The 11,792-nt window shown below is 65.0% G+C and carries 13 protein-coding genes; 3 read left to right on the forward strand and 10 right to left on the reverse strand.

All coding sequences use genetic code 11. From position 1 onward, the window contains the following. Nucleotides 1–22 precede the first annotated feature (22 nt). The 7 genes from ccmB to P2G62_RS13925 all read right to left on the reverse strand — a co-directional run bounded on the left by ccmB (nt 23) and on the right by P2G62_RS13925 (nt 6,347). Nucleotides 23–679: a heme exporter protein CcmB gene (ccmB, locus tag P2G62_RS13895; RefSeq protein ID WP_275735501.1), complete on the reverse strand. Its 657-nt coding sequence runs from the start codon at nt 677–679 to the stop codon at nt 23–25. A 142-nt stretch (nt 680–821) separates the two neighbouring features. Continuing rightward, nucleotides 822–1,454, reverse strand: a complete 633-nt coding sequence (ccmA, locus tag P2G62_RS13900) for a heme ABC exporter ATP-binding protein CcmA (protein WP_275735502.1) — start codon at nt 1,452–1,454, stop codon at nt 822–824. 51 nt (nt 1,455–1,505) lie between these two features. Then, nucleotides 1,506–1,877, reverse strand: a complete 372-nt coding sequence (locus tag P2G62_RS13905) for an Mth938-like domain-containing protein (protein WP_275735503.1) — start codon at nt 1,875–1,877, stop codon at nt 1,506–1,508. After that, nucleotides 1,864–2,847: a protein translocase subunit SecF gene (gene secF, locus P2G62_RS13910; protein ID WP_275735504.1), complete on the reverse strand. Its 984-nt coding sequence runs from the start codon at nt 2,845–2,847 to the stop codon at nt 1,864–1,866. The genes P2G62_RS13905 and secF overlap by 14 nt, the downstream gene beginning before the upstream one ends. Nucleotides 2,848–2,859: 12 nt before the next feature. Further along, nucleotides 2,860–4,524, reverse strand: a complete 1,665-nt coding sequence (gene secD / locus P2G62_RS13915; protein WP_275735505.1) for a protein translocase subunit SecD — start codon at nt 4,522–4,524, stop codon at nt 2,860–2,862. Between the two features lie 16 nt (nt 4,525–4,540). Further along, nucleotides 4,541–4,876, reverse strand: coding sequence for a preprotein translocase subunit YajC (yajC, locus tag P2G62_RS13920; RefSeq protein WP_275735506.1), 336 nt, complete (start codon nt 4,874–4,876; stop codon nt 4,541–4,543). Nucleotides 4,877–5,183: 307 nt separating this feature from the next. Next, a complete protein-coding gene (locus P2G62_RS13925; RefSeq protein WP_275735507.1) occupies nt 5,184–6,347 on the reverse strand; it encodes a M20 aminoacylase family protein in 1,164 nt (387 codons plus the stop codon). A 65-nt stretch (nt 6,348–6,412) separates the two neighbouring features. Between P2G62_RS13925 and mazG the strand changes: the two genes are divergently transcribed. Next, on the forward strand, nt 6,413–7,246 hold the full coding sequence (gene mazG, locus P2G62_RS13930) for a nucleoside triphosphate pyrophosphohydrolase (protein WP_275735508.1): 834 nt from the start codon (nt 6,413–6,415) through the stop codon (nt 7,244–7,246). A gap of 51 nt (nt 7,247–7,297) precedes the next feature. On the opposite strand, the gene P2G62_RS13935 is transcribed toward mazG, so the two are convergent. Together P2G62_RS13935 and dusA are read right to left on the reverse strand one after the other, a co-directional pair. Continuing rightward, nucleotides 7,298–8,113, reverse strand: coding sequence for a sulfite exporter TauE/SafE family protein (locus tag P2G62_RS13935; RefSeq protein WP_275735509.1), 816 nt, complete (start codon nt 8,111–8,113; stop codon nt 7,298–7,300). 24 nt (nt 8,114–8,137) lie between these two features. Then, nucleotides 8,138–9,157 carry a tRNA dihydrouridine(20/20a) synthase DusA gene (dusA, locus tag P2G62_RS13940; protein WP_275735510.1) on the reverse strand — a complete coding sequence of 340 codons (1,020 nt, stop codon included), beginning with the start codon at nt 9,155–9,157 and terminating at the stop codon, nt 8,138–8,140. Between the two features lie 95 nt (nt 9,158–9,252). Between dusA and P2G62_RS13945 the strand changes: the two genes are divergently transcribed. Beyond that, nucleotides 9,253–10,401: a site-specific integrase gene (locus tag P2G62_RS13945; RefSeq protein WP_275735511.1), complete on the forward strand. Its 1,149-nt coding sequence runs from the start codon at nt 9,253–9,255 to the stop codon at nt 10,399–10,401. Nucleotides 10,402–10,619: 218 nt separating this feature from the next. Beyond that, on the forward strand, nt 10,620–11,537 hold the full coding sequence (locus P2G62_RS13950; RefSeq protein WP_275735512.1) for a LysR family transcriptional regulator: 918 nt from the start codon (nt 10,620–10,622) through the stop codon (nt 11,535–11,537). Nucleotides 11,538–11,567: 30 nt separating this feature from the next. Here P2G62_RS13950 and P2G62_RS13955 read toward each other — a convergent pair whose 3' ends face one another. After that, nucleotides 11,568–11,792: a DUF2274 domain-containing protein gene (locus tag P2G62_RS13955; RefSeq protein ID WP_275735513.1), complete on the reverse strand. Its 225-nt coding sequence runs from the start codon at nt 11,790–11,792 to the stop codon at nt 11,568–11,570.

Here is an 11,792-nt window from a genome sequence, read left to right on the forward strand (position 1 = left end):
ATCATGTATGCGCGCGGGATACCTAGCGCAGATTGACGCGGATCGCCGCAGCCGACGCGAAAGGCACCACCGCAACACAGGCCGCGGTGATCCCGGCCAGCATCAGAAGCGGCACCTGCGTGTCCATGCCATTGGCGCCGCGCCGCACCAGCTCGGCGCCAAAGATCAGGGTGGGCACATACAGCGGCAGCACCAGCAGCGACAACAGCAACCCGCCCCGCTTCAACCCCACCGTCAGCGCCGCGCCGAAGGTGCCCAGAACCGACAGCGCCGGCGTGCCCAGCATCAGCGAGACCACCAGCCAGAAATAGGCTGGCTGCGGCAGATGCAGCAGCACCCCGAACACCGGCGCGGCCAGAACCAGCGGCAGACCCGTGGTGAGCCAATGCGCCGCCGCCTTGACGCTGACCACGCCTTCCAGCGGGATCGGCGCGGTGGCCAGCAGATCGAGCGAGCCATCCTCGAAATCCAGCGCGAAGATCCGGTCGAGCGACAGCAGGCAGGCCAAAAGCGCGCCCAGCCACAAAATCCCCGGCGCGATCCGCGCCAGCACACCGCCCTCGGGCCCGACACCAAACGGCACCAGCGTGACCACGATCAGAAAGAACGCAAGCCCAAGCCCGAAGCCCCCGCCCGCCCGCACCGCCAGCCGCAGATCCCGTGTCAAAAGCGCGATCATGCCAAACCTCCGCACAGGGCCCAGCCGCGGACGCTCCGCGGGGAGTATTTGGGCCAAGAAGAAATCCCTTCTCCTTGAAAAAATACTCCCGCCGGAGGCATCCCGGCGTCCTTGGGGGCGCAATGGGGGGACAGGCGCGCGTTCATGCGAAAGCCTCGTCGAAACTGCCGGCGATACCACCCTCTTCGGGCGGGCGGGCCTTGAACGGGGCAAGATCCAGAACCCGCGCCTCCTCCAGCCCGAGGTCGATATGGGTGGCCATCAGCGCCGCACCGCCCGATCGCAGATGCGCGCGCACCGCCTCGGCGAACAGCGCGACCGAGGCCGCGTCGAGCGAAACGGTCGGTTCATCGAGCACCCAGACCGGCCGCCCGGTGACCAGCAGGCGCGCAAGGCCAAGGCGGCGTTTTTGCCCCGCCGACAGGCTGTGCGCGGCGCGCTCGGCCAGTTGTCGCAGGTTCATCCGGTCAAGTGCTGCATCAATCGCGCCCGTTCCATAGACCGAAGCCCAGAACATCAGGTTCTCGGTGACGGACAGCGTCGATTTCAGCCCGTCGGCATGGGCGGCATAGGCCATGGTTTCGGGCGGCATCGAGACCGTGCCGTTCAGCGCCGGTTGCAGCCCGGCCAGGGTGCGCAACAGCGTCGTCTTGCCAATCCCGTTGGGCCCGCGCAGCACCAGCGCATGGCCGGCCTCCAGGGCAAAGCTTACCCCTTCCAGCACGGGCAGACCGCCCCGGGTCACGGCCAGATTTTCGACGCTGAGCATGGTCATGGGCTAGGGCTTACCAGATCGGGCCGCGCGGGGCCATGTTGAAACACGGGCTCAGGCGGGCACGTCACCGGGCATCGGCAGCAGGGCGCAGGCGACGCGGCGGCCTTCGGACAGCAGCACATTGTAGCTGCGCGCGGCCGAGGGGCTGGACATCGGTTCGGCCATCAGCCCGACCCTGCCCAGGTCATCCACCAGATCGCGCGGCAGGAAGGCGATTTCCGGCCCGGTGCCGACGAACAGCACATCGACCTTGTCCGCCAGCGCCAGAAGCGGCGCGCGGTCGGCATAGCCGCCCCAGGGCCCGACGCTGCCGGCCTCGACCACCACGCCGCCGCGATAGACCACGCCTGCAACGCGGAAGAACCCCGGGCCGTAGCCGTCAACCGGCAGCGACGATCCAAATTCGGCCTCAGTTATCGGCATTCTGTGCCCCTTCGGTAAAGAATTTGGCCGAGGGGTCTTCGGGCTTCTTGTTGCGGTCAAGCCCGATGAACAGCACGATGTTCTTCGCCACATAGACCGAGGAATAGGTGCCCACGATCACGCCCCAGGTCATCGCGAAGACGAAGCCGCGGATCACATCGCCGCCCAGAACCAGCAGGGAAATCAGCGCGATCAGCGTCGTGCCCGAGGTCATCACCGTGCGCGACAGCGTCTCGTTGACCGAGACGTTCATCACGTCCTTCAGCGGCATCGTCTTGTATTTGATCAGATTCTCGCGCAGCCGGTCGAACACGACCACGGTGTCGTTGATCGAATAGCCCAGGATCGTCAGCAGCGCCGCGATGATCGTCAGATCGAACCGGATCTGGAACAGCGCGAACAACCCCACCGTCAGCGTCACGTCATGCACCAGCGCGGCCAGCGCGCCGATGGAATACTGCCATTCGAAGCGCAGCCAGACATAGACCACGATCGCCAGCGTTGCCGCCAGAACCGACCAGACCGCCGTCCAGATCAGCTCGCCCGAGACTTTCGGCCCGACGCTTTCGGTCGAGATGAATTTCACCGCCGGGTCGACGCCCTGCAGTGCCGCCTCGACCGCAGCGATGGTGTCGGGGGTGATCGCCTCGGCACCGTCCTGGGCTTGGATGCGGATCATCGACACATGCTGATCGGGTCCGAAATTCGGATCAAAGACCTGGGTGATCGACACATCGCCAAGGTTGAGCGGCGCAATCGCCCCGCGATAGAGCCCCACATCCAGCGCCTGCGTGGATTCGGTGCGGATCGTGGTGCCGCCCTTGAAGTCGATGCCGAAGTTCAGCCCCAGCACCAGCGCCACCACGATAGAGGCAATCGTCGCCACCACCGAGGCACCAAAGGTCAGCCACGCATGTTTGAAGAAATCGAACGTGGTGTGATCGGGAACGAGTTTGAGCCGGAATGCCATGACGTTCCCTCCTTACAGAACCAGGGTTTTCGGACGACGGCGCGCGAACCACGCCGAGACCATCAGCCGCGTCACCCAGATTGCGGTGAAGACCGAGGTCACGATGCCGATGATCAGCGTGACGGCAAAGCCGCGCACCGGGCCTGCGCCCAGAACGAACAGGATCACGCCGGTGATGAAGGTGGTGACGTTCGCATCCACGATGGCCGACATTGCCTTTTCATAGCCCAGCTCGATCGCGCGCGCGGGCCCCTTGGCGTGGCGCATTTCCTCGCGGATGCGTTCGAACACCAGCACGTTGGCATCGACGGCCGTGCCGATGGTCAGCACGATCCCCGCGATGCCCGGCAGCGTCAACGTGCCGCCGATCATCGACATGAAGCCGAAGATCATCGCGATGTTGATCAGCAGCGCGACCGAGGCGAAGACGCCGAACAGGCCATAGCTTGCGACCATGAAGCCCACCACGGCGACCAGCCCGACGCCCGCCGCGATGCGGCCCGCGTCGATGCTGTCCTGGCCCAGTTCCGGGCCGACGGTGCGTTCTTCCAGGAAGGTCATGCCCGCCGGCAGCGCGCCCGCCCGCAGCAGCAGCGCCAGATCGGTCGCCTCCTGCACGCTGAAGCGCCCGGTGATGATGCCCGATCCGCCGGCGATATGGCTTTGGATCGTGGGGGCGGAAATCACCTTGCCGTCCAGCACGATGGCGAAGGGCTGGCCGATATTGGCAGCGGTATAGTCACCGAAGGTGCGCGCACCGGTCGGATTGAACCGGAAGGCCACGGCCGGGTAGCCGTTCTGGTCGGTATCGGGGCGTGCGTCGGTCAACTCGTCGCCGGTCACCACCGGCACCTGATCGAGCACATAATATAGCCCGTCCTGATCGGCGGCGGGCAGCAGGATATTGCCCGCCCCCGGCGCCGCATCGGGGTTCGAGCCACGCCCGACGACCGCATGGAAGGTCAGCTTGGCGGTGGTGCCGATCAAAGCCTTGAGTTCCGCGGCCGAGCCGATCCCCGGCACCTGGATCAGTATGCGGTCCTGCCCCTGACGCATGATCGTGGGTTCGCGCGTGCCCGCCGCATCGACACGGCGGCGCACGATTTCCAGCGATTGCTGCATCGTGCGGTCATCGGTGGCGGCCTGTTCGGAGGGGCTCAGACGGATGGTGATCGTATCGCCTTCGCCGGTCACCTCCAGATCGTTCTGCCCGACGCCGGTCAGGGTCACGACCGGGCTGGCCAGCGTGCGCGCAACCTCGACCGCGCGTGCGATCTGTTCGGGGTTGCCGATCTGGATGCGCAGCTCGTCCTGCGGCGAGGGCGCGCGACGCACCGCGCCGATGGTTGCGCGTTCGGCCGCCAGCACCTTGCGGGCCTCGGGCCAGATCGCATCCATCCGCGCCTTGTAGACTTCGGCCAGGTGAACCTCGGCCAGAAGATGCGCACCGCCGCGCAGGTCCAGCCCCAGATTGACCAGCCCCGAGGGCAGGAAATCGGGCCAGCCCGCACGGGCGGCAGCCTGCGCGTCGGTCAGCGCGCCGGTCTTTTCCAGCGCGGCAACCGCATCGTTATGCGCCTCGACGCGTGGGTAGAACAGGTTCGGCGCCGCCATGGCCAGCCCCAGAAGGCACAGACCGATGATGATGACGCGCTTCCAGAGCGGAATCTGCAGCATGACGGCGTAACCCTACTTAGCCGGCGTTCGCGGCGGGCTCGGTTTTCGACAGGACCTGAACGATCGTCGCTTTCACCACGCGCACCTTGACGCCGGTCGCGATTTCGACTTCCAGCTCGCCATCTTCGCGCACATGGGTCACCTTGCCGATGATCCCACCCTGCGTGATGACCTGATCCCCGCGCCGCAGGCCTTCGATCAGCGCCTTATGTTCCTTGGCTTTTTTCTGCTGCGGACGGATCAGCATGAAATACATGATCACGAAGATCAGGATCAGCGGCAGGAACTGGCCAAAGGCGGCAGCACCACCGGCGCCACCGGCAGCCTGAGCGAAAGCGGGAGTTGCGAACATGATATGGTCCTTTCTTGCGGGCCTGAGAGCAGCCCGCGCCCCCGCGAACCACCCTTGTTTTCGGCGCGCACCCTAGCTGCGCCCCCTGCCCTTGGCAAGGCACGCCGGGCGCGCGTCACGCGACTGTGGGCCGGACCCGCGAACGCAGCCGTCCAGGGGGGCGCTGCCCCCTCGCCCGTTCCGGGCTCACCCCCGGGATATTTCGGCCAGAAAGAAGCGCAGGGACGGGTTCGTTTTTCTTTCTGGACGAAATATCCCGGGGGTGAAGGGCCGCAGGCCCGAGGGGGCAGCGCCCCCTCTTGCCCGGTCAGGACAGCGGCAGCGCGCGTTCGACCAGCCGCGCAAAGAAGCTGGCGCCGATCGGGGCGGCCTCGTCGTTGAAATCATAGGCCGGGTGGTGCAGCCCGGGGCCCGGGCCGATCCCCATGAACAGATAGGCGCCGGGGCGCGCCTCGAGCATGTAGGAGAAATCCTCGGCGCCCATCTCGCGGCCGGCATCGTCCAGCACCGCATCGGCGCCGGACACATCGCGCGCCACATCGGCGGCGAACCGGGCCTGGGCGGCGTCGTTGACGGTGGGCGGATAGCCGCGATCATAGGTGATTTCGGCCTTCACGCCAAAGGCCGCGGCCTGGCCTTCCACGATCTCGCGGAAGCGTTTCTCGGCCAGATCGCGCACTTCGGGGGTGAACGACCGGATCGTGGCGCAAAACCAGCCTTCCTCGGGGATGATGTTGCTGGCGGTGCCGACATGGATCTGGGTGATCGAAACGACCAGCTCATCAAGCGCACAGAGGTTGCGGCTGACGATGGTCTGCAGCGCGCCGACCATCGTCGTGATCGCCACCACCGGATCGACGCATTCATGTGGCGTGGCGCCATGCCCGCCCAGCCCCTTGACCGTGACCCAGGCGGTATCGACCGCCGCCATCAGCGGGCCCTGCGTCGTGTGAAAATGCCCGAAGGGCACATTCGGCGCGTTGTGGATGCCATAAACCTGCGCGATGCGGAAACGATCCATCACCCCTTCGCGCACCATCACCTCGCCACCGCCGCCTTCTTCTTCGGCGGGCTGGAAGATCAGCGCCACGGTGCCTGCGAAATTGCGCGTCTCGGCCAGGTATTTCGCCGCCCCCAGCAGCATCGTCGTATGCCCGTCATGGCCGCAGGCATGCATCTTGCCGGGGTTCTGCGAGGCATAGTCCACGCCGGTGATCTCGTCGATCGGCAGCGCGTCCATATCCGCGCGCAAGCCGATCACCGGGCCCGGCTTCTGCCCGTGGATCAGCGCCACGATCCCCGAGGTGGCGATGCCTTCGTGGATTTCGTCCACGCCGAATTCGCGCAGCTTGCCCGCCACGAAGCCCGAGGTCACCGGCAGGTCGAATTCCAGTTCCGGGTTCTGGTGCAGGAAGCGGCGCCATTCGGTCATCTCGGGGGCGAGGGCGGCGATACGGTTCAGGACGGGCATGGGTTTACTCTGGCTCTGTCTTGGGGATGATGGCGCCAGATCACTCCAAACCCGAGGGCAGCGCAATGGCGAAACCGACCGACGCACAGATCTTTGACGCCAGCGGAGATGCCGCCGCGCAATTCGCGCGGCTGGTGGCGATCATGGAATGCCTGCGCGATCCGCAGACCGGCTGCCCCTGGGACATCGAACAGGATTTCGACTCGATCGCGCCCTATACCATTGAAGAGGCGCATGAAGTCGCCGATGCGATCGCGCGGCAGGCCTGGGGCGAGCTGGAGGGCGAGCTGGGCGATCTGGCGCTGCAGGTCGTCTATCACGCGCAGATGGCGGCCGAGGCCGGGCATTTCGACGTGGCCGCCGTGCTGCGGGCGATCAACGCCAAGATGGTGGCGCGTCATCCGCATGTCTTCGGCGATGAAAGCCGCGACAAGAGCCCCGAACAGCAGACCGCGGACTGGGAGCGGATCAAGGCCGCCGAACGCGCGGGGCGCGCCGAGGGCGGGGCGCTGGATGGCGTGGCGCTTGGCTTGCCGGCCCTGACCCGGGCGCTCAAGCTGCAAAACCGCGCGGCGCGGGTGGGGTTCGACTGGCCCTCGACCGACGAGGTTCTGGCCAAGGTGGTGGAAGAGGCAGGCGAGCTGGTCGAGGCGCGCGATCATCTGGGCGCGGCGGAACTGGCCGAGGAATATGGCGATCTACTGTTCGTGATGGTCAATCTGGGCCGGCATCTGGGGATCGACCCCGAGGCCGCGCTGCGCGCTGCGAATGGAAAATTCACCCGGCGTTTCAGCTATATCGAGGATGAACTGAAAGCACGCGGCAAGGCGCCTGCCGACAGCGATCTTGCGGAAATGGACGCGCTGTGGAACGCGGCAAAGGCGCGCGGGATCAAATAGGGCGCGGCCCCTGCCCCGCACCCCGAGGTGTTTTCGGCAAGATGAACCCGCTCAGAACAGTGCCTTGCGCAGCATGTTCAGCGCGACCAGCATCAGAAAGCCCGCGAAGACGCGCTTGAGCGGCTTCGGGTCCAGACGGTGGGCCAGCGCGGCCCCCAAAGGGGCGGTGAAGGTGGTCATCGCGATCACGATCAGGAAGGCCGGGATATTGACCGCGCCGATGGTATAGGGCGGCGCATGCGGCGCGCGGGTCAGCAGAAACCCGATCGCCGAGGGCAGCGCAATGGTGATGCCGAATCCCGCCGAGGTCGCCACCGCGCGATGGATCGGCACCCCGTGCAGCGTCAGCATCGGCGTGCCGATCGAACCGCCGCCGATCCCCAGCAGCACCGACACGAACCCCATCAGCGGCCCGAACCAGGCCCGGAACAGCCCGCCGGGCAGCTGGTCGGACAGCCGCCAGCTGGATTTGCCGAAGATCATGTAGCTGGCGATGGCAAAGACCATCACCGCAAAGATCACCTGCAGGGTCTGGGTGCGCAGCTGCGCCACCACCATCACCCCGGCAATCGCGCCCACCATGATCAGCGGCGCCCATTGCCGCAGGATGACCCAGTCGACCGCCCCCCTGCCGTGATGCGCCATGACCGAGCGCGCCGAGGTGACGATGATCGTCGCCAGCGAGGTCGCCACGCAGATCTGCATCAGATCGTCGCTGCCATAGCCCAGACCGGAAAACAGATAGAAGAACGCGGGCACCAGAACGATGCCGCCGCCCACGCCCAGAAGCCCCGCCAGAACGCCGGCGAAGGCGCCGACGGCCATCAGGATCGCCACCAGCGGCAGCAGCGTTGCAAGATCGGGCATGAAATCCTCCGTGTTTGGGCCTGCTTACGCGGGCTGCGCGACGCAGGCCAGCGCTTTGTCGTAAAGCGCCAGACCCGCCCCCTCGCGCGTGGCGCCCTCGGACAGCACCCGGCGCCAGCCGCGCGCACCGGGGCGGCCGTGAAACAGCCCCAGCATATGGCGCGTGATCTGATGCAGCCGCCCACCCGCCGCCAGATGCGCGTCGATATAGGGCTTCATCGCCTCGGCCACGGCGAAGGGATCGGCGGGCGTGCCCTGCCCCCAGATCTGGGCATCGGCCGCGCCCAGCACATCCATCGGCTGATGATAGGCCGCGCGCCCGATCATCACCCCGTCAAGCCCGGCCTCCAGCTGCGCGCGGGCCTCGGCCAGGGTCGCGATGCCGCCGTTGATCGACAGGTGCAGATCGGGGAATTCGGCCTTCATCCGGTGCACCAGCGGATAATCGAGCGGCGGAATCTCGCGGTTGTCTTTCGGGCTGAGGCCTTGCAGCCAGGCCTTGCGCGCATGGATCGTGAAGCGTTTGACCCCGGCGCGCGATACGGTTTGCAGAAACTGCGGCAGCACCTCGGCAGGGTCTTGATCGTCCACCCCGATGCGGCATTTCACCGTCACCTCGACCGGGCTGGCCGCGATCATCGCGGCCACGCAATCGGCCACCAGATCGGGCGTCTTCATCAGCACCGCGCCAAAGGCCCCCGACTGCACCCGGTCCGAGGGGCAGCCGCAATTCAGGTTGACTTCGTCATAACCCCAATCGGTGGCAATCCGGGTGGCCTCGGCCAGTTCGGCCGGGTCAGAGCCGCCCAGTTGCAGCGCCACCGGATGCTCGGCAGGCGAATAGTCCAGCAACTGCCCGCGGCGCCCATGCACGATCGCTGGCGCGGTGACCATTTCGGTATAGAGCAACGCATGGCGCGAAATCATGCGATGGAACACCCGGCAATGGCGGTCGGTCCAATCCATCATCGGCGCGACAGATAACCGCGACGCACTGATAACATTTATTTTTTGCGTTTTATCAGTCGGTTGGATACTATTCATTGTGTCGCGTTCTTGTCTCATATGTTGTAATTTGCGCCCATTTCTGGCATGAATTACAACATATGTTGTAAATTCGGAGGTCGTGTTGTAAATCCATGGGTAGCATCACACAACGCCGCAGAAAAGATGGCTCCATCGCCTGGCTTGCACAGATCTCGATCATGCGACAGGGAAAGAATGTCTGGCGCGAAAACAAGACCTTCGAGCGACGTTCCGTCGCCAACGCCTGGATCAAGCAACGCGAGAAGGAACTCGCCCAGCCGGAAGCCTTGAATGAACTCGTCCGGGTCAAGGGCGCACGGCGCAAGCCCACGCTTGCCGACGCGATCGACCGCTATATCGAAGACAGTCAGAAACAGATGGGGCGCACCAAGACTCAGGTGTTGCGCACGATCAAGGATTTCGACATCGCTGATCGGCTCTGCGCGGATATCACCAGCGCCGACATCGTTGAATTCGCGCGGGAAAAGCTTGCGTCAGGCGTTCAGCCGCAGACCGTCGCCAATTACATGTCTCACCTCGGGGCGGTGTTCTCGATCGCACGTCCAGCCTGGGGCTTCCCGCTCGACAGTCAGGCCATGGACGATGCCTGGAAAGTGGCGAAGCGGCTCGGGATCGCGCAGAAGAGCCGGCAACGCGACCGGCGGCCGACACTAGACGAGCTCGACAAGCTGATGCGCCATTTTGCCGACCGTTCGACACGTCGGCCGAGCTCCGTCCCGATGGACCGCGTCATCGCATTCGCGATTTTTTCGACACGCCGGCAGGAGGAAATCACCCGCATCACCTGGAGCGACTACGACAAGGAAGGCCAACGCGTTCTCGTGCGCGACATGAAGAACCCCGGAGAAAAGATCGGCAACAATGTCTGGTGCGATCTTCCCGAGCAGGCGGTCGCCATCATCGAGGCGATGCCCAGAAACGATGAACGGATCTTCCCCTACTCCACCGATGCGATCAGCGCCGCCTTCACCCGGGCGACCCGTCTTCTCGGGATCGATGATCTAAGGTTCCATGACCTGCGGCATGACGGTGTTTCACGCCTTTTCGAGATCGGCTGGAACATTCCCAAAGTGGCCGCAGTGTCGGGCCACCGCTCTTGGGTTTCCCTGAAACGCTATACCCACCTTCGGCAAACGGGCGATCCCTACGAAAACTGGGCGTGGCTGGAAGCGGTCTGCACCGAGGGAAAAAACATACACCTTGCAAGGCGGCAACGAACCTCCCCCAAGCCGAAAAGGTGACACCAGCGAGCGTCCTGAAAGGGGCTGGTTCGGATGCTTCTTCGCCCAACGCGCTGCCCGGGCCTCTCGATGATTTGCCCGGACAACTTGGCAAGTTTCGGCCAGCCGTCGCAGGCGGGAGAACCGATGGCTTGCTTTTCGCGTCAATTCCTTCATCCTATCAAGGAATTACCTAGCATCAGGGGAGGTGCGCGACGGATCTTGGTCGGGGTTAGCGAGTGTCCATTCAGCTCCATCACATTCGTTATGTCATTGCGGCAGCCGAGCATGGCAGCTTTCGGCGGGCGGCCGCAGCCCTGAATGTCCAGGAATCCGCGCTCAGCCGACGCGTCGGCGAACTCGAAGCCCGGCTTGGTGTTCCCTTGTTCGTCAGGAACCATTGCGGCGTGAAACCCACTGAAGCTGGCGAGCAGTTTGTCCGACGTGGCCGCAACGCGATGGAGCAGATCCAGCTGGCCCTGGCGGAGGTCCGCTCAAGCGCCAAGCCTCTCGAAGGCACGCTCAGGATCGGTATCTTCTCCTCGCTCGCCTCGGGGTTCCTCGCCGATCTCATTCGCACTTTCGGTGCGGCCTACCCCAATGTGCAGCTCGCCTTCACTGCGGCCAATCCGGCCAACCAGGTTGCGGCCTTGCGCCGGTTCGAGCTGGATATCGCCTTCCTGACGGGCGCCGCGCCTTGGGATGGGTGCGAGGTGCAACCGCTCTGGTCGGAGCGCGTCTTTATCGTCGTGCCGGATGCTGACCCGCGCGGCGACGCCATGACCATGCATCTTCCGGATTTGCGCAATGATCGGTTCATCGTCACCCGCGCACCTCCCGGCGAAGAAATCCACGACTTCCTGATCCAGCGCCTGGCAGCGCTTGGCCATCACCCCGATATCGTCCGGCATGATGTCGGGCGAGATGATCTGATCCAGCTGGTAGCACTGGGACGCGGCCTCACCCTGACCAGCGAGGCGACCATTGCCGCGAAAGCCCCCGGCGTTCGGTTTCGACCCCTTGCGGACGAGCTACTCCCCTTCAGCGCGGTCTGGGCCTCGCGCAACGAAAACCCGGCCTTGCTCATGCTGCTGGAGACGGCCCGTCAACTCTCGCTCGACGCGGCCTATCATCCGACGGCCGAGCCCGAAACCTGACACCAACGGTGCCTGGCAGGGAGTTGTCCGCTAGGTTCGGACGCCCTTGCGCGCCTTGGCAAATCCGCGATCGGTCGCGATGAACCTCTCCAGCATCGGCACGATGAGCCGCGCCGGGGCAACGGCCCCCTGCCCGCTCTCGCGTCCGAGGATTTCCCCATAGGCCACCAGATCGCGGTGCAGGCCCGCGGGCAGGTCGATCGTCAGCTTGACCGGCTTGTCATCGGCAAGGGGGCCCAGTTTCAGATTGCCCAT

Source organism: Paenirhodobacter sp. CAU 1674 (assembly GCF_029222945.1).
GTDB lineage: Bacteria > Pseudomonadota > Alphaproteobacteria > Rhodobacterales > Rhodobacteraceae > Rhodobacter.